17 protein-coding genes are annotated in these 16,833 nt (G+C 60.5%); 9 read left to right on the plus strand and 8 right to left on the minus strand.

Annotation, left to right across the window (positions count from 1 at the left end):
• Positions 1 to 407 precede the first annotated feature (407 nt).
• From groL to WIN67_RS24035, 4 genes are all read right to left on the minus strand, one after another.
• Complete coding sequence (gene groL, locus WIN67_RS24020; RefSeq protein WP_047288866.1) at positions 408 to 2,051, minus strand: chaperonin GroEL; 1,644 nt, start codon at positions 2,049 to 2,051, stop codon at positions 408 to 410.
• Positions 2,052 to 2,100: 49 nt separating this feature from the next.
• On the minus strand, positions 2,101 to 2,394 hold the full coding sequence (locus WIN67_RS24025; protein ID WP_011063093.1) for a co-chaperone GroES: 294 nt from the start codon (positions 2,392 to 2,394) through the stop codon (positions 2,101 to 2,103).
• Between the two features lie 251 nt (positions 2,395 to 2,645).
• The gene (locus tag WIN67_RS24030) at positions 2,646 to 3,122 is read right to left on the minus strand and encodes an FxsA family protein (RefSeq protein ID WP_011063094.1); all 477 of its coding nucleotides are present in this window, start codon (positions 3,120 to 3,122) and stop codon (positions 2,646 to 2,648) included.
• 66 nt (positions 3,123 to 3,188) lie between these two features.
• The gene (locus tag WIN67_RS24035) at positions 3,189 to 3,920 is read right to left on the minus strand and encodes a HugZ family protein (RefSeq protein WP_102860495.1); all 732 of its coding nucleotides are present in this window, start codon (positions 3,918 to 3,920) and stop codon (positions 3,189 to 3,191) included.
• Positions 3,921 to 4,085: 165 nt separating this feature from the next.
• On the opposite strand from WIN67_RS24035, the gene WIN67_RS24040 reads away from it, so the two are divergent.
• Positions 4,086 to 4,844 carry an SDR family oxidoreductase gene (locus WIN67_RS24040; RefSeq protein WP_102860494.1) on the plus strand — a complete coding sequence of 253 codons (759 nt, stop codon included), beginning with the start codon at positions 4,086 to 4,088 and terminating at the stop codon, positions 4,842 to 4,844.
• A 102-nt stretch (positions 4,845 to 4,946) separates the two neighbouring features.
• Here WIN67_RS24040 and apbC read toward each other — a convergent pair whose 3' ends face one another.
• Entirely contained in the window at positions 4,947 to 6,041 is a 1,095-nt protein-coding gene (gene apbC / locus WIN67_RS24045) for an iron-sulfur cluster carrier protein ApbC (protein ID WP_300242288.1), read from the minus strand.
• A 162-nt stretch (positions 6,042 to 6,203) separates the two neighbouring features.
• Between apbC and metG the strand changes: the two genes are divergently transcribed.
• The 8 genes from metG to WIN67_RS24085 all read left to right on the plus strand — a co-directional run bounded on the left by metG (position 6,204) and on the right by WIN67_RS24085 (position 13,276).
• Positions 6,204 to 8,255 carry a methionine--tRNA ligase gene (gene metG, locus WIN67_RS24050; RefSeq protein ID WP_110594903.1) on the plus strand — a complete coding sequence of 684 codons (2,052 nt, stop codon included), beginning with the start codon at positions 6,204 to 6,206 and terminating at the stop codon, positions 8,253 to 8,255.
• Between the two features lie 128 nt (positions 8,256 to 8,383).
• Positions 8,384 to 8,965, plus strand: a complete 582-nt coding sequence (locus tag WIN67_RS24055) for an Rnf-Nqr domain containing protein (protein WP_102880740.1) — start codon at positions 8,384 to 8,386, stop codon at positions 8,963 to 8,965.
• Entirely contained in the window at positions 8,962 to 10,167 is a 1,206-nt protein-coding gene (rsxB, locus tag WIN67_RS24060; RefSeq protein WP_339070123.1) for an electron transport complex subunit RsxB, read from the plus strand. Before WIN67_RS24055 ends, rsxB begins: the two co-directional genes overlap by 4 nt.
• A complete protein-coding gene (locus WIN67_RS24065; RefSeq protein WP_268562013.1) occupies positions 10,154 to 11,140 on the plus strand; it encodes an RnfABCDGE type electron transport complex subunit D in 987 nt (328 codons plus the stop codon). Before rsxB ends, WIN67_RS24065 begins: the two co-directional genes overlap by 14 nt.
• 2 nt (positions 11,141 to 11,142) lie before the next feature.
• Positions 11,143 to 11,754: an RnfABCDGE type electron transport complex subunit G gene (locus WIN67_RS24070; RefSeq protein ID WP_110594906.1), complete on the plus strand. Its 612-nt coding sequence runs from the start codon at positions 11,143 to 11,145 to the stop codon at positions 11,752 to 11,754.
• Positions 11,747 to 12,343, plus strand: a complete 597-nt coding sequence (locus WIN67_RS24075) for an Rnf-Nqr domain containing protein (protein ID WP_110651377.1) — start codon at positions 11,747 to 11,749, stop codon at positions 12,341 to 12,343. The genes WIN67_RS24070 and WIN67_RS24075 overlap by 8 nt, the downstream gene beginning before the upstream one ends.
• Before the next feature lie 7 nt (positions 12,344 to 12,350).
• Positions 12,351 to 12,989: an endonuclease III gene (gene nth, locus WIN67_RS24080; RefSeq protein ID WP_060840796.1), complete on the plus strand. Its 639-nt coding sequence runs from the start codon at positions 12,351 to 12,353 to the stop codon at positions 12,987 to 12,989.
• Between the two features lie 107 nt (positions 12,990 to 13,096).
• Complete coding sequence (locus WIN67_RS24085) at positions 13,097 to 13,276, plus strand: PA3496 family putative envelope integrity protein (RefSeq protein WP_102860487.1); 180 nt, start codon at positions 13,097 to 13,099, stop codon at positions 13,274 to 13,276.
• A 137-nt stretch (positions 13,277 to 13,413) separates the two neighbouring features.
• Here the strand turns inward: WIN67_RS24085 and WIN67_RS24090 are convergent, their stop codons facing one another.
• The 3 genes from WIN67_RS24090 to WIN67_RS24100 all read right to left on the minus strand — a co-directional run bounded on the left by WIN67_RS24090 (position 13,414) and on the right by WIN67_RS24100 (position 16,680).
• Positions 13,414 to 14,040: a response regulator transcription factor gene (locus tag WIN67_RS24090; protein ID WP_102860486.1), complete on the minus strand. Its 627-nt coding sequence runs from the start codon at positions 14,038 to 14,040 to the stop codon at positions 13,414 to 13,416.
• Between the two features lie 378 nt (positions 14,041 to 14,418).
• Complete coding sequence (locus tag WIN67_RS24095) at positions 14,419 to 15,636, minus strand: argininosuccinate synthase (RefSeq protein WP_102880745.1); 1,218 nt, start codon at positions 15,634 to 15,636, stop codon at positions 14,419 to 14,421.
• Between the two features lie 129 nt (positions 15,637 to 15,765).
• A complete protein-coding gene (locus WIN67_RS24100) occupies positions 15,766 to 16,680 on the minus strand; it encodes a flagellar protein MotY (protein ID WP_102860484.1) in 915 nt (304 codons plus the stop codon).
• Positions 16,681 to 16,833: the final 153 nt, after the last annotated feature.

Here is a 16,833-nt window from a genome sequence, read left to right on the forward strand (position 1 = left end):
AAATTTTTCACCGCTGGCTCACAACCTGACTACAGGGGCAAGCCCAGACTGCCGACCGTTTGCCGACAAGAAACAGACAGGAACAGCCACTTCCTGGCTTACCCGCCAAGCAGAATGAGCCAATGCGTTTCATTGGCCAGAACTCAGTGGATGTTCGCCGCGCCAGCGCTGTTGGGTTGTTGAACCTGAACGACGAATCGAGCGTCCTGGAACTGTTGCAAGACACCCCACGGCCACTGCGCTCCTGGTGGGCAACCACCAACACCTGGGACTGTTCGACGGCAAGGGCCTGGCCATTCTCAGTCCATGCCAAAGGCGGCACCGACAGGCGCCCCTCAATTTCAGGCACAAAAAAGCCCCGCCGGTTTTCACCGGCGGGGCTTTTTCAGTACGGGGGTAAGGCTGGCTTACATCATGCCGCCCATGCCACCCATGCCGCCCATGTCTGGCATGCCGCCAGCTGCCGGCTTGTCTTCCACGATTTCAGCAACAGCGGCTTCGGTGGTCAGGATCAGACCGCCGATGGACGATGCAGCTTGCAGCGCGGAACGGGTCACCTTGGTTGGGTCCAGGATGCCCATTTCGATCATGTCGCCGTATTCGCTGGTGGCAGCGTTGTAACCGAAGTTACCAGCGCCCTGCTTGACCTTGTCCACCACCACGCTTGGCTCGTCGCCGGAGTTGGCAACGATCTGACGCAGTGGGGCTTCGATCGCGCGACGCAGAACAGCGATACCCACGTCCTGATCGGCGTTGTCGCCTTTAAGGTCCTTGATGCCTTGCAGAGCACGGATCAGGGCTACGCCACCGCCAGGTACCACGCCTTCTTCAACGGCTGCACGGGTCGCGTGCAGGGCGTCTTCAACGCGGGCTTTCTTCTCTTTCATTTCAACTTCGGAGCCAGCGCCAACCTTGATCACTGCAACGCCGCCGGACAGCTTGGCCAGACGCTCTTGCAGTTTTTCACGGTCGTAGTCGGACGAAGTGTCGGCCACTTGTTGACGGATCTGAGTCACACGAGCCTGGATGTCCGCTTCAACGCCAGCACCGTCGATGATGGTGGTGTTTTCTTTGGACAGGATCACGCGCTTGGCGTTACCCAGGTGCTCCAGAGTGGTGCTTTCCAGGCTCAGGCCGATCTCTTCGGAGATCACGGTACCGCCGGTCAGAACGGCGATGTCCTGCAGCATGGCCTTGCGACGGTCGCCGAAGCCCGGTGCCTTGACGGCAGCGACTTTGACGATGCCACGCATGTTGTTCACAACCAGAGTCGCCAGGGCTTCGCCTTCAACGTCTTCAGCCACGATCAGCAGTGGGCGGCCGGCTTTGGCAACGGCTTCCAGCACTGGCAGCATTTCGCGAATGTTGGAGATCTTCTTGTCCACCAGCAGGATCAGCGGGCCGTCGAGTTCGGCGACCATGGTGTCCGGCTTGTTGATGAAGTAAGGGGACAGGTAGCCACGGTCGAACTGCATGCCTTCTACAACCGACAGTTCGTTTTCCAGGCCCGAGCCTTCTTCAACGGTGATCACGCCTTCTTTACCGACTTTTTCCATGGCTTCGGCAATGATGTCGCCGATGGAGTTGTCGGAGTTGGCGGAGATGGTGCCGACCTGAGCGATGGCTTTGGAGTCAGCGCATGGCTTGGACAGACCTTTCAGCTCTTTGACGATGGCGATGGTGGCCTTGTCGATACCGCGTTTCAGGTCCATCGGGTTCATGCCGGCAGCGACGGCTTTCAGGCCTTCGTTGACGATCGACTGAGCCAGAACGGTGGCGGTGGTGGTGCCGTCGCCAGCGTCATCGTTGGCACGGGAGGCAACGTCTTTGACCAGCTGCGCGCCCATGTTTTCGAAGCGATCTTTCAGCTCGATTTCTTTGGCTACGGAAACGCCGTCCTTGGTGATGGTCGGAGCGCCGAAGCTCTTCTCGATGATCACGTTACGGCCTTTCGGGCCCAGGGTCGCTTTTACTGCGTCAGCCAGAACGTTGACACCAGTGAGCATTTTCTTGCGGGCGGAATCGCCGAATTTAACTTCTTTAGCAGCCATGATCGATATTCCTTAAATACTGTGTAGTAGCGGGGAAATACGTGGGAAATCAGCCTTCGATAACGGCGAGAATCTCGTTCTCAGCCATTACCAGCAGATCTTCGCCATCGACTTTCACGGTGTTGCTGCCGGAGTACGGGCCAAACACCACTTTGTCACCCACTTTCACGGCCAGCGCACGTACTTCACCGTTGTCCAGCACACGGCCGGTACCTACAGCGACGATTTCGCCACGGTTAGGTTTTTCAGCAGCCGAACCAGGCAGAACGATGCCGCCAGCAGTTTTCGATTCTTCTTCGCTGCGACGGATGACGACGCGGTCATGCAGAGGACGAAGCTTCATTGTCGATCTCTCCTAATTGTGGTTTTCAACGGCCGGTGTCGATACCGGCGGGTTAGCAAATCCGGCTTTGCCGGGTGCGGCTCGACGAGCGAGCCGCGGAAGTCTGTCTGGTGTCAGCACCAGAAACCTTGCGGTGACCGTTACATAAGGGCGCATAAGGTTATTACAAGGGCTGGCTGATGAAATTTTTTACATCACCCGGGTTAAAACGAACACAGCACCCGAAGGTGCCGTGTGTTTGAGGCCAGTTATCAAGAATCTCGGTGCTCGAACTCACCTTCAATGACATTGGGCTCACGGCCCAACGGCTGTTGCGGCGCCGGGCCGCCACGGGCCGCACGCATGTCATCGGCAAAGGCGCGTTGGCGCAGGGCCTGCTCCTCGGCACGCTGGCGCATTTTATTGGCCAGCAGACGACGACTGATAGGGAGCAGCATCAGCAGGCCGAATACATCGCTGATGAACCCCGGCAGGATCAGCAGGCCGCCACCCAGGGCCAGCATCAGCCCTTCGAGCATCTGCTGAGCCGGCAGCTCGCCGCGATTGAGACTTTCACGAGCACGCAGTGCCGTGGCCAGACCGGCCACGCGCAACACCAGCACACCGAGCATCGAACCGAGAATGATCAGCAGCAGTGCCGGGAAAAACCCGATGGCCGCGCTGACCTTGACGAAGACGAACAGCTCCAGCACCGGGAACAGTAAAAAGAGCAACAGAAAAGGGCGCATCAAATGGTTTCCTCTGCGGAAGAATGCCTTCCAGTAGACCGTAAATGACGTCGCCAATTCGTGAATTCAAGCACCCGGTGCCGGATTTTTCGGCCATTGATCGGCGTGGGCCAGAAAAACCAGGGCTTCGCGCACTTGTGTCGGCGTGTTGCAAAGGCTTGGAAAGGGCAGCCAGTAAAGAGCCTGGCCAATGCGCAGGTGCATGCCTTCACTGTCGATTCCGGCCAGTTGCGCCGGCTCGCTGTGCGGCAGTCCGGCCAACTCCACATAGTGGGCAATAGCTTTGGCGTGGTCGCTGTTCATATGTTCCACCATGCTCAGCTCGGCCTTGCCGGCGAACGGGTTGGCCAGGGCCACTTGATCCACCCAGTGAATGGCGCCGAAACCGCCGATATAGCGGTGACGCACGGGCTTGAGCACCCAGAAATCGAAGTCATGGGCCTTATGGTAGTTCTGGGATTCCGGGAAATAGCGGTAGTAGCGCTCGGCGGCGGCCTCGATGGCGTCCTGGTCCTCAAGCTTCTCGGCTTCGGCCAGGTAGGTCAGGCGCCCCACTGCTTGCACGTCGTCGGCATCGCGCTCGCCCACCAGCAGCGAACACTTGGAATCCTTCTGCAGATTGTGGGTGTGCTGGGCAATGCGGCTGATAAGAATCAGCGGTCGCCCCTCGGCATCCAGGCAATAAGGCACTACGGACCCAAAGGGAAAACCCGGCATGGCCTTGGAGTGCGTCGACAACACGCCGCGGTATTCCTTGAGCAGCAATTCTCGTGCATTCTTGGCAGCTTCAACGCTCACTTTATGACTCCTTCTTTAGAATCCGTCGAAAACGGACGGGCGCCTGGAGCATTGTTCCAGCTACGCCAACGGGGCAATTCTCTTCTGCAGCCAGGCCAGGTCCGGCAGCCAGCCGAGGTTCCCCCAAAAGGACCACCCCTCAAGACCTGCTAGCGGGACATGCGAATGCAACTCACTGACAAAGTAATCATTATCACCGGCGGTTGCCAAGGTCTGGGCCGCTCCATGGCCGAGTATTTCGCCGCCAAGGGCGCACGGCTGGCCCTGGTGGACCTGAACCAGGAAAAACTCGACCAGGCGGTCGCGGCCTGCAAGGCCCACGGCGTAGAAGCCCGAGCCTATCTGTGCAACGTCGCCAATGAAGAACAGGTCAACCACATGGTGGCCCAGGTCGCCGAGGACTTCGGTGCCATCCACGGCCTGATCAACAACGCCGGGATCCTGCGCGACGGCCTGCTGGTCAAGGTCAAGGACGGCGAGATGACCAAGATGAGCCTGGCCCAGTGGCAGGCGGTGATCGACGTCAACCTGACCGGTGTCTTCCTCTGCACCCGCGAGGTGGCGGCGAAAATGATCGAGCTGAACAACAGCGGCGCAATCATCAACATCTCGTCAATCTCGCGCGCAGGCAATATCGGCCAGACCAACTATTCCGCGGCCAAGGCCGGCGTAGCGGCAGCTACCGTGACCTGGGCCAAGGAACTGGCGCGCTATGGCATCCGCGTGGCCGGCATTGCCCCGGGCTTTATCGAAACCGAGATGACCCTGGGCATGAAGCCTGAGGCCCTGGAGAAGATGACTTCCGGCATTCCGCTCAAGCGCATGGGCAAACCGGAAGAGATCGCCCATTCAGCGGCGTACATCTTCGAGAACGACTACTACACCGGACGCATCCTGGAAATGGACGGCGGCCTGCGAGTCTGATCCTGTCATCGCAACGGTAGGAGCCGGCTTGCCGGCGAAAGCGATCTTGAGGGCGCCTTCGCCGGCAAGCCGGCTCCTACATGACTCACCCGTCTTAGGGTTTCAGTCGTCGCTGATGGTGATGTTGGGCATCGCCGGCGCCGCGGCTTCCTGCAAGACGATGCGCGCGCCGACATGCCGCGCCAGTTCCTGATAGACCATGGAGATCTGGCTTTCAGGCTCGGCGATCACCGTCGGCTTGCCACCATCGGCCTGTTCGCGGATCAGCATCGACAACGGCAACGAAGCCAGCAGTTCAACATCGTACTGACTGGCCAGCTTCTCGCCACCGCCTTCGCCAAACAGATGCTCGGCATGGCCACAGTTCGAGCAAATGTGCACCGCCATGTTCTCCACCACGCCCAGCACCGGGATGTTGACCTTGCGGAACATCTCGACACCCTTGCGCGCATCCAGCAACGCCAGGTCCTGCGGCGTGGTGACGATCACGGCACCGGCCACCGGGACTTTCTGCGCCAGGGTCAGTTGGATATCGCCAGTGCCCGGCGGCATGTCGATCACCAGGTAATCGAGATTGCCCCAGTCGGTCTGGGTCACCAGTTGCAGCAAGGCGCCGGAGACCATCGGGCCGCGCCAGACCATCGGCGTGTTGTCGTCGGTGAGGAAGGCCATGGACATGACCTCGACCCCATGGGACTCGATGGGCACGAACCACTTCTGGTCCTTGATCTTCGGCCGGGTGCCTTCGGCAATGCCAAACATGATGCCCTGGCTCGGACCATAGATATCAGCGTCGAGAATCCCCACCTTGGCGCCTTCCCGGGCCAGGGCCAGGGCCAGGTTGGCCGCAGTGGTGGACTTGCCCACGCCGCCCTTGCCGGACGCCACCGCCACCACATTCTTGACGTTAGCCAGGCCCGGGATCTGCGCCTGGGCCTTGTGCGCGGCGATCACGCTGGTGATCTCGACCTTGGCCGAGCTCACACCGTCCAGGCCCTCGATGGCCAGTTGCAGCATCTGCGCCCAGCCGCTCTTGAACAGGCCGGCGGCATAACCCAGTTCCATGCGGACCGTGACCCGGTCGCCCTGGACGTCGATGTCGCGCACGCAGCCGGCGCTGACCGGGTCCTGGTTCAGGTAAGGGTCGGTGTATTGGCGAAGGACGGCTTCCACCGCTGCGCGATTGACGGCGCTCATGGGCAACTCCGATAACAAGACTGGAAAATCAGGCGGCTATCCTACGCCGCCGACTCCTTCGTGGCGAGAAAGCTTGCTGTGCACAATGTGCCCGGAAGGGTGAAAAATCCGCGCTGGCGCTTTATAGTGGCCGACCTCCGTTTCATCAAGTAGCCGAGCCCCATGTCCGAGCCACGCAAGATCCTCGTCACCAGCGCCCTGCCCTATGCCAATGGTTCCATTCACCTTGGCCACATGCTTGAGTACATCCAGACCGACATGTGGGTGCGCTTCCAGAAGCATCGCGGCAACCAATGCATCTATGTTTGCGCCGACGACGCACACGGCTCGGCCATCATGCTGCGCGCGGAAAAGGAAGGCATCACCCCGGAACAACTGATCGCCAACGTCCAGGCCGAACACAGCGCCGACTTTGCCGACTTCCTGGTGGACTTCGACAACTTCCACTCGACCCACGCCGAAGAAAACCGTGAGCTGTCGAGCCAGATCTACCTCAAGCTGCGGGACGCCGGGCACATCGCCACGCGCTCCATCACGCAGTATTTCGACCCGGAAAAGAAAATGTTCCTGGCCGACCGCTTCATCAAGGGCACCTGCCCGAAGTGCGGCACTGAGGACCAGTACGGCGACAACTGCGAAAAATGCGGCGCCACCTATGCCCCGACCGACCTGAAAGATCCAAAGTCGGCGATCTCCGGCGCCACCCCGGTGCTCAAGGATTCCCAGCACTTCTTCTTCAAGCTGCCGGACTTCCAGCAGATGCTGCAAAGCTGGACCCGCAGCGGCACCCTGCAAGACGCCGTGGCCAACAAGATCGCCGAATGGCTGGATGCCGGCCTGCAGCAGTGGGACATCTCCCGCGACGCACCGTACTTCGGCTTCGAGATCCCGGACGAGCCGGGCAAGTACTTCTACGTGTGGCTGGACGCGCCAATCGGCTACATGGCCAGCTTCAAGAACCTCTGCGCCCGTCGTCCGGAGCTGGATTTCGACGCGTTCTGGGGCAAGGACTCCACCGCCGAGCTGTACCACTTCATCGGCAAGGACATCGTCAACTTCCACGCCCTGTTCTGGCCCGCCATGCTCGAAGGCGCCGGCTACCGCAAGCCGAGCGGCATCAACGTCCACGGCTACCTGACGGTCAATGGCCAGAAGATGTCCAAGTCCCGGGGCACCTTCATCAAGGCCCGCACCTACCTGGAGCACCTGTCGCCGGAATACCTGCGCTACTACTACGCCTCCAAGCTGGGCCGTGGTGTCGACGATCTGGACCTGAACCTCGAAGACTTCGTACAGAAGGTCAACTCCGACCTGGTGGGCAAGGTGGTGAACATCGCCAGCCGTTGCGCCGGCTTCATCCACAAGGGCAATGCCGGGCTGATGGTCGACAGCAATGCCGCCCCCGAGCTGACCGAGGCATTTCTGGCGGCCGCGCCAAGCATCGCCGACGCCTATGAAGCCCGCGACTTTGCCCGTGCCATGCGCGAAATCATGGCCCTGGCCGACCGCGCCAATGCCTGGATCGCCGACAAGGCCCCATGGTCGCTGAACAAGCAGGAAGGCAAGCAGGATGAAGTCCAGGCCATCTGCGCCACTGGTATCAACCTGTTCCGCCAGCTGGTGATTTTCCTCAAGCCGGTGCTGCCGCTGCTGGCCGCCGATGCCGAGGCGTTCCTCAACGTTGCACCGCTGACCTGGAACGATCACCTGCACCTGCTGGCCAACCATCAACTCAACGAATTCAAGCCGCTGATGACGCGGATCGACCCGGTAAAAGTACAAGCCATGACCGACGCCTCGAAAGAAGACCTGACCGCCAGCCAGACCGACACCGGCGCAGCCGCGCCAGCAGGCAACGGCGAACTGGCCAAGGATCCGCTGTCGCCGGAAATCGACTTCGACACCTTCGCCGCCATCGACCTGCGCGTCGCCTTGATCGTCAAGGCCGAAGCCGTGGAAGGTGCCGACAAGCTGCTGCGCCTGACCCTGGATATCGGTGATGAGCAGCGCAACGTGTTCTCCGGAATCAAGAGTGCCTACCCGGATCCGTCCAAGCTCGATGGTCGCCTGACCATGATGATCGCCAACCTCAAGCCGCGAAAAATGAAATTCGGCATCTCCGAGGGCATGGTGATGGCCGCCGGCCCTGGCGGTGAAGAGATCTACCTGCTGAGCCCGGACAGCGGCGCCAAGCCGGGCCAGCGGATCAAGTAAGGCTGCAGGCTGGACCCCGTCCCCCCGTTGTGCCCGGCGCAACGGGGGGATTTGCATATCTGGCGGCCCTGCGCCCGCGCCGGAGTTTGCCTACTCTTGAGAGACCGCCTGCCCGTACCGGCCCAACCATGACCCACTTCCTCCTCGCCCTTGTCAGCACTGCCCTGATCAACAACTTCGTGTTGCAGTGGCCGCTGGGCGTCGATCCACTGCTGCAGGCCCCAACCGATAGCGCTCGGCAGCGGATTCACGCGCTGGGCCTGGCGACCACGGTCCTGATGCTGGTCAGTTGCGTGCTCGGCCATGTCCTTTATCGTGGCGCGCTGCTGCCTTGGGGGCTGGAATCCTTGCAGTTGTTTCTCTGGCTGCCCCTGAGCGTGCTGCTGATCAAACCGCTGTTGCAGTTGCTATCCCGGGCCTTGCCCAATGTTCCATTCGACGGCCTTTGGCCGCTGCTGCTGGGCAATGCCAGTGCGCTCGGCCTGCTGCTGATCGCCACTGGGGAAAACCTCGGGCTCGCGACCCTCAGCGCCATGAGCCTGGGGGCCGGACTGGGCTTCTGGCTGGTACTGAGCCTGTTCAGCGATCTGCGCCAGCGTATCTCCAACAACGATATTCCCCTGCCCTGGCGCGGCCTGCCGATCGACCTGATCAGCGCCGGCCTGCTGGCAGTAGCGTTTTTCGGCTTCAACGGACTGATCAAAACATGAGTCTGATTCAACGCATCGATGCCCTCCTGCCCCAGACCCAGTGCGGCAAGTGCGGCCACCCCGGATGCAAACCCTACGCCCAGGGCATCGCCAACGGCGAGGCCATCAACAAGTGTCCACCCGGCGGCGAGGAAACCATCGCCGGCCTGGCGCAACTCCTGCAGTTACCGGTGCTGGAGCTGGATCGCAGCCGCGGCGAAGCTCCGGCCCAGATCGCTTATATTCGCGAGGCCGAATGCATCGGCTGCACCAAATGCATCCAGGCCTGTCCAGTGGACGCCATCGTCGGCGCGGCCAAATTGATGCATACCGTGCTGATCGACGAATGCACCGGCTGCGACCTGTGCGTGGCGCCCTGTCCGGTGGACTGTATCGATATGCTGCCGCTGCCCGAGAGCAAGGTGGTACCGATCGTCGGCGGCTTGGCCACCAGCCCCCAACAGTTGCAAGCCCGCAGCAGCAAGCGCGAGCAGGCGCGACGACGCTTCGAACAACGCAACGAACGCTTGCAACGGGAAGACGCCCGGCGCCTGGCCGAGCGCCAGGCCCGCGCACAACGAGCCGCGCAAACCACTGACGACAGCCAGAACCCGGTGCAGGCCGCCATCGAACGAGTCCGTGCGCAGAAGGCCGCGGCGGCCGATGCAGCACTGAAAAAAGCCAAGATCGAGCTGGCCATGAGCCGGGCCCAGTTGCACAAGTCGCTCAAGGCTTTCGGCCATCCACCGACCTTCGAGCAGCAAATGCAATTGATCGTCCTGCAGCGTCAGTTCGAAACCGCCGAGCAGGCCTTGGCCCAGCTGGAGTCCCAGGCGCCACCTGCTCCGCCGCCAGTGGCCAAGGATGCTGAGCTCAAGCGCGCGAAAATCCAGTTGGCGACGCGCCGCGCCGAACTGAAGAAAGCTCAGGCGGCTGACGCATCCAGTGCTGAACTGGAAACCCTGGGCGCAGCCCTGGCGGCGGCCGAACAGGCCCTGCATGCCGCCGAGGACGCCAGTGCGAAACCGGCGCCGACACTGACTCGTATCGAAAAACGCCCGATCGATCCACAGCTGCGGCAACTGAAAACCGAACTGGCCTACGCCCGCGCCGATCTGAACAAACTACAGCGCCAGCCCGACACCCGAGCAGAACAGCTGGCCCAGGCTCAGGCACGCTTGTACGAGGCCGAGCGCCAGGTGAAGGCCCATGCTGATAGCTGACGGCGTCGACCAGCGCCTGCGCCAGGCCATGCAGCGAGTGCTGCTGGCCACGCTGCCGGGCCTGTTGGTGATGCTGTGGCTGTACGGATGGGGCGTGCTGCTCAATCTGCTGCTGACCGTCAGCGGCGCCCTGGCCATGGAAGCCCTGGTCCTGTACCTCAGAAGACGCCCGCTGCCGCCCAACCTAGGCAATGGCAGTGCCTTGGTCAGCGCCACGCTACTGGCCCTGGCCTTGCCAGCTTACTGCCCCTGGTGGCTGCCGCTCAGCGCGGCCGCTGCCGCCATTGTCCTGGGCAAGCACTTGTACGGCGGTGTCGGCCAGAACCCGTTCAATCCGGCCATGCTCGGCTACGCCCTGGCCTTGTTGTGTTTTCCCCAGTCGATGACCCATTGGCCTGCGCCCCACGCCATGGACCTGCTTGGCGGCCTGCAACAGGTATTCGGTGTCGCGGACGGCCTGCATGCGGACGCCTGGGCTCAAGCCACGGCACTGGACAGCCTGCGGATCAACAAGAGCCTGACCCTCGACGAACTCTTTGCCGGCAACCCCGCCTTCGGGCACTTCGGCGGCCGTGGCGCCGAATGGATCAGCCTGGGATTTCTTGCCGGGGGGCTGTTTCTGCTGCAGCAGCGGGTCATCAGTTGGCAGGCGCCCGTGGGCATGCTGGGCAGCCTCTTTGTCATCAGCCTGCTGTGCTGGAACGGCTCGGGCTCCGACTCCCATGGCTCACCGCTGTTTCACCTGCTCAGCGGCGCCAGCATGCTGGGCGCATTCTTTATCGTCACCGAACCGGTGTCCGGCCCCAAGGCAGCGAAAGCCAGGCTGCTGTTCGGCGTCGGCGTCGGCCTGCTGACCTACCTGATCCGCACCTGGGGCGGCTACCCCGACGGCGTTGCCTTCGCCGTACTGCTGATGAATCTGGCGGTACCGGGGCTGGAACGCCTGTGCCTCTCGGAACAGGAGAAAGCTTGAGCATGAAGAGAACGCGAGGTCTGCTCCTGCTGGTGCTGCTCGGCGTTCTCGGCGTGGGCGCCACCCTGTGGCTGCAATACGCTGGCGCACCGCGCATCGCCGCCGAGCAACGGGCGTTGCAGGCCCGCAAGTTACTCGACCTGCTGCCTGCGGCAAGCTACGACAACCAGCCACTGGAGCAACCACTGCCCTTGAGGGATGTGCAACTGGACAACAGCCGCTTGCTGGATGGCTACCTGGCCACCCGCGCGGGTCAGCCCAGTGCCGTGCTGCTACGCACTCGAGTGAACGGTTACGCTGGCCCCATCGAGCTGCTGATCGCCATCGACAGTCATGGCCGCCTGCTGGGCAGCAAGACGCTCAAGCAGGATGAAACCCCAGGCCTGGGAGGCCGCATCGCCGAACAGCCCAACGCCTGGCTGCTGGGGTTTTCCGGCAAATCCCGCACATCCCCGGACGATGCTGCCTGGGCCCTGAAAAAGGACAATGGCCAGTTCGATCAGATCGCCGGCGCCACCATCACCTCCCGCGCGGTGATCAGCGCCCTGCACGATGCCCTGCGCTACTTCGATGAGCATCGTCAGCAACTGCTTTCGGGAGCCGCCGATGAGTAAGCCACTGTCATTGCCGGGCCTGCTGATGCTGACGCCGTTGATCGGGGCCACGGATTCCTGGGTCAAGGCCCTGGGCCTGGCTCTGGCGTCCACGCTGCTGATCGGGACCTTCGGGGCCGGCATGGGCCTGCTGCGGCCACATTTGCAAAGCCGTCAGCAGTGGCTGGCCAGCCTGTTGCTCGCCGCCACTCTCGGCAGTTGGCTGTGGCTGGCGGTGCAAGCCTGGAGTTATGAGTTGCACCAGCAGTTGAGCCTGTACCTGGGCCTGCTGCCCCTGCAATGCGTGATATTGGAACAGGCGGGCTTCTTCCAGCACCGCGACCGGCTACGCCTAACTGCAGGTTTCTGTGGCGCGCTGGTGCTGGTGGGCGCGCTGCGCGAATTGCTGGGCACCGGCGCCCTGGGCAGCCATCTGGGCTGGCTCGCCGGCCTGCCCGGTGATAGCGCCGGTTGGGTGTTGCTGCCCCAAGGCGGATTGCGCCTGCTGACTCTGGCCCCTGGGGGTTTTATCCTGCTTGGCCTGCTGCTGGCGGCAAAGCGGGCCTGGACCACCTCTTCATCCTTCAACCGACCGCCTTCGAGGAAATGAACCACCGATGAATGCCGCCAAACGCCTGGAAATATTTCGCCGACTTCACGAAGACAACCCCGAACCAAAAACCGAACTGGCCTACTCCTCGCCGTTCGAGTTGCTGATCGCGGTGATTCTTTCGGCGCAATCGACCGACGTCGGGGTCAACAAGGCGACCGCCAAACTCTTCCCCGTGGCCAATACACCGGCAGCTATCCATGCACTGGGGGTCGAGGGCCTGTCCGAGTACATCAAGACCATTGGCCTGTACAACAGCAAGGCCAAGAACGTCATCGAGACCTGCCGTCTGCTGGTGGAACGCCACAACAGTGAAGTGCCACAGACCCGGGAGGAGCTGGAAGCCTTGCCTGGCGTCGGCCGCAAGACCGCCAACGTGGTCCTCAACACCGCTTTCCGGCAATTGACCATGGCCGTGGACACCCATATCTTCCGGGTCAGCAACCGCACCGGGCTGGCCCCGGGCAAGAATGTAGTGGAAGTGGAAAAAAAACTGCTGAAGTTTGTACCCAAGGAGTTTCTGCTGGACTCCCATCACTGGCTGATCCTTCACGGTCGCTACGTCTGCCTGGCCCGTAAGCCACGTTGCGGCAGCTGTCGAATCGAAGACCTGTGCGAGTACAAGCAAAAGACTTCTGACGATTGAGGCAGCATTGATTTTGTTGATGAGTCGATTGAAAAAATCTTTTTTACCCGCCAGGAGAATATCGATATAAGGAGCGCCAATGGCAGTCTTAGCCTGGAGTTGACCTTATGAGCACTGGCAAAGAACAACTGGACGTGGAAGAAGACTTCATCGCAGCAGACACAGACGATGCTGAACCGGTGGTCGAGGTGGCGAAAACCAATCTGAGCAAGCGCAGAACCATCGACAATCTTCTGGAAGAACGACGGCTGCAGAAACAACTGGCCGATTACGACTTTGACCTCTAGTCACAAAAGAACCTCCAGACGGAGGTTTTTTTGTGCCTCTCTCGCCCTGAAACTCGACCGGTCAGCCCCTCGGCATGACCGGTCCGTTCCGAATTAGCAGATTGCTCCATTCAGGCTGTCGCTTCAGTCATCCACACTCATACCAACTGATGGCGCTGGGCAAATTCGATCAGGTCAACCAATGAACGAGCATTGAGCTTGGCCAACAACCGCCGCTTGTAAGTGCTGACGGTCTTGTTGCTCAAACACAAGCCCTCGGCGATTTCCTTGTTACTCATGCCATTGGTGAGCTGCTTCAATACGATCAACTCACGCCCTGAAAGAAGCTCGATCATTTCTTCCTCGCTGCTGATGCCCTGACTGGAACGAAAGGTGTGCAACGCCTCGTTGGGAAAGTAGCTGTAACCTGCCAGCACCGCCCGCACCGCACTGATCAGTTCGGTAATGTCCTGCTGCTTGCACACGTAGCCGGCGGCCCCGGCCTGCATGCAACGCATGGAAAAGGGTCCGGGAACTTGCAGGGTCAACACTAGAATTTTGATCGGCATGCCTCTGGACATCAGGCGGGTTATAACTTCAAGCCCATCAAGTTGTGGGATACCAATATCCAAAATCAAAATATCGGGAACATATTCAAGAGCCAACTTTAAAGCGTCCGTGCCGTTATCTGCTTCTGCTACTACTTCAAAACCATGGCGTTCCATCAACATGCGCACAGCCAGGCGAATAACAGGATGATCATCCACGATCAATACTCTTTTCATAGGTCCATCCAAGTCCTTAGAGTTTTTTAGAGCCCGCACAATACCCCAGAGAATTGACTCTGACACCGTGCTACCAGGGGCTACGACCCTACGAGGACGATCCTTACAAACAATACCGATTTACCTTACAAAAAAATTTAGATAAAGGTCACTTAACTGGAAAAGCGCTTAAGATTAATCGCTAGAGCAGCTACTTTTCGTACTAAAAGCCACATCATCAGGCAGCACTTTCAGCAGCGGGAGGGTGATTAACAAACTGCACTCAATAGCACTTCTTCGTTCAATCAACTGCCCTACTCAGCCTCTGCCCGTAGGCACCATTAATCAGAAGCAAAAAAAACCCCGCTTATCGCGGGGTTCTTTTAGCAACTCAAGGTATCAGACCAGGGTCCGGCCCTTGTTTGCAGCGATGCGCATGCGCAATGCGTTGAGCTTGATAAAGCCTGCTGCGTCCGCCTGGTTGTAAGCACCACCGTCTTCTTCGAAGGTGGCGATGTTGGCGTCGAACAGCGACTCATCGGACTTGCGACCGGTAACGATCACGTTGCCCTTGTACAGCTTCAGGCGCACTACACCGTTCACGTGGGCCTGGGAGGCGTCGATCATCTGTTGCAGCATCAGACGCTCAGGGCTCCACCAGTAGCCGGTGTAGATCAGGCTGGCGTACTTGGGCATCAACTCGTCTTTGAGGTGAGCCACTTCGCGGTCCAGGGTAATGGACTCGATGGCGCGGTGGGCGCGCAGCATGATGGTGCCACCCGGGGTCTCGTAGCAGCCACGGGACTTCATGCCCACGTAACGGTTCTCGACGATGTCCAGACGACCGATGCCGTGTTCACCACCGATGCGGTTCAGGGTCGCCAGCACGGTAGCCGGAGTCATTTCCACGCCGTCGATGGCGACGATGTCACCGTTGCGGTAGGTCAGCTCCAGGTATTGCGGGGTGTCAGGAGCCTTCTCCGGGGAGACGGTCCAGCGCCACATGTCTTCTTCGTGCTCGGTCCAGGTGTCTTCCAGCACGCCGCCTTCATAGGAAATGTGCAGCAGGTTGGCATCCATCGAGTACGGCGACTTCTTCTTGCCGTGACGCTCGATCGGGATACCGTGCTTCTCGGCGTAGTCCATCAGTTTCTCGCGGGACAGCAGGTCCCACTCACGCCAAGGGGCGATCACTTTGACCCCTGGCTTGAGGGCATAGGCGCCCAGCTCGAAACGCACCTGATCGTTGCCCTTGCCGGTGGCGCCATGGGAAATGGCATCGGCGCCAGTCTCGTTGGCGATTTCGATCAAGCGCTTGGCGATCAACGGACGAGCGATGGAAGTACCCAGCAGGTACTCGCCTTCGTAGACGGTGTTGGCGCGGAACATCGGGAAAACGAAATCACGCACGAACTCTTCGCGCAGATCGTCGATGTAGATCTCTTTGACGCCCATGGCTTGCGCCTTGGCGCGGGCCGGCTCGACCTCTTCGCCTTGGCCTAGGTCAGCAGTGAAAGTCACTACTTCACAGTTGTAAGTATCCTGCAGCCACTTGAGGATCACCGAAGTGTCCAGGCCGCCCGAATACGCCAGAACGACCTTGTTTACGTCCGCCATGCCATCACTCCACGGGGTTGTACGGAAAGCCGTCGAGTCTACCGATCCACGAGGATAATTTACAGAGGCGCGACAGCTTATGACGACCAAGCGACAGATTATGTCGAGCGCGCGACGACGACAGCCGTATCAGGAAGTCGCCGCAGCGCTGGAACCGGAGGTGGCCTGAGGCGCCGGAGCCGGTTTTTCGGTGGGGGCGACCCGTTCCAGATGCACATTGACCCGGCGATTCTTCGCTCGGTTGGCAGGATTGGTGTTGGGAGCCAGGGGATAACGCTCACCATGGAAGCGCACCACAATCTGGTTTTCCGCCAAACCGTTGGCCTTGAAGAACTCCATCACCGCCAAGGCCCGGCGGCGGGACAGGTCGCGGTTGGTCAAGCGATTGCCGCTGTTGTCAGAGTGGCCGTCCAGTTCGACGTGATTGACCGTCGGATCGGCCTTGATGAAGTCCACCATCACCTGCAACTTCGCCTTGGCTCGAGCATCGAGTTCGATACCGCCGCCCGGGAACCCGATCTCGCCCTGTTTCACCTGTTCGTAGTTCATCGGCAGCAGTTTGGTCATGCAGCTTTGATAGTCGCTGTAGGCCTTGCTGAATTTCACCGGAAGCAGGCGCACCTCGGAAACCCCACCCTCGCGGGAAAAATGCCGGACCACCGGACTACGCCCCTCCAGCAAACCGATGATCAGGCGACCGGCCTGCATCTGATTGCTGTTGTACAGCACCCCATCCGTGCCGGCCTTGACCGCCCCGAGGTTGATGTCGCCACGCCCCGGCTGCCAGGGCGCCGCCGCCGCAAGCAGCGTCGCCGAGCCACCTGCCTGCATCGGGTTGAAACTCTTGAGGCGAAAAATCGCCTGCTCACCGGCGCGGCGAACGAATTCGCCGGAACCGAAATCGGTGACGGGCTGGATCAAGCGGCACTCGAATTTGTCACCTTCGACCGTCCACTCAATGCTCTCCAGACGGGTCTGGAAAGTGAGAGCCATCGCGGGCAGGCTGGCAAACACACTGAGCAAGGCTAGATAACGCTGGCGCACGGGAGGCTCCACTGACGTGTACAACAGAAAAATCGACAGGCGTTAATACGCCATACCTTCGGGATATCGGTTGCTCGTCGCAAAACTTGATAGCGAGTGCCTGGAAGAGTCTTTTCCGGTAGCATTCCCCCCGAGTTTTACCCGCCTGGAACC

Origin of the sequence: Pseudomonas idahonensis (assembly GCF_037903935.1) — a bacterium.
Taxonomy (GTDB): domain Bacteria; phylum Pseudomonadota; class Gammaproteobacteria; order Pseudomonadales; family Pseudomonadaceae; genus Aquipseudomonas; species Aquipseudomonas danubii.

Bases quoted from the DNA above. Each gene is read 5' to 3' on its own strand.
- WIN67_RS24085 (WP_102860487.1), top strand. From the start codon at position 13,097: ATGAGCACTGGCAAAGAACAACTGGACGTGGAAGAAGACTTCATCGCA.
- WIN67_RS24055 (WP_102880740.1), top strand. From the start codon at position 8,384: ATGACCCACTTCCTCCTCGCCCTTGTCAGCACTGCCCTGATCAACAAC.
- WIN67_RS24025 (WP_011063093.1), bottom strand. From the start codon at position 2,394: ATGAAGCTTCGTCCTCTGCATGACCGCGTCGTCATCCGTCGCAGCGAA.
- rsxB (WP_339070123.1), top strand. From the start codon at position 8,962: ATGAGTCTGATTCAACGCATCGATGCCCTCCTGCCCCAGACCCAGTGC.
- metG (WP_110594903.1), top strand. From the start codon at position 6,204: ATGTCCGAGCCACGCAAGATCCTCGTCACCAGCGCCCTGCCCTATGCC.
- WIN67_RS24070 (WP_110594906.1), top strand. From the start codon at position 11,143: ATGAAGAGAACGCGAGGTCTGCTCCTGCTGGTGCTGCTCGGCGTTCTC.
- WIN67_RS24040 (WP_102860494.1), top strand. From the start codon at position 4,086: ATGCAACTCACTGACAAAGTAATCATTATCACCGGCGGTTGCCAAGGT.
- groL (WP_047288866.1), bottom strand. From the start codon at position 2,051: ATGGCTGCTAAAGAAGTTAAATTCGGCGATTCCGCCCGCAAGAAAATG.
- WIN67_RS24075 (WP_110651377.1), top strand. From the start codon at position 11,747: ATGAGTAAGCCACTGTCATTGCCGGGCCTGCTGATGCTGACGCCGTTG.
- WIN67_RS24095 (WP_102880745.1), bottom strand. From the start codon at position 15,636: ATGGCGGACGTAAACAAGGTCGTTCTGGCGTATTCGGGCGGCCTGGAC.
- apbC (WP_300242288.1), bottom strand. From the start codon at position 6,041: ATGAGCGCCGTCAATCGCGCAGCGGTGGAAGCCGTCCTTCGCCAATAC.
- WIN67_RS24065 (WP_268562013.1), top strand. From the start codon at position 10,154: ATGCTGATAGCTGACGGCGTCGACCAGCGCCTGCGCCAGGCCATGCAG.
- WIN67_RS24030 (WP_011063094.1), bottom strand. From the start codon at position 3,122: ATGCGCCCTTTTCTGTTGCTCTTTTTACTGTTCCCGGTGCTGGAGCTG.
- WIN67_RS24090 (WP_102860486.1), bottom strand. From the start codon at position 14,040: ATGAAAAGAGTATTGATCGTGGATGATCATCCTGTTATTCGCCTGGCT.
- nth (WP_060840796.1), top strand. From the start codon at position 12,351: ATGAATGCCGCCAAACGCCTGGAAATATTTCGCCGACTTCACGAAGAC.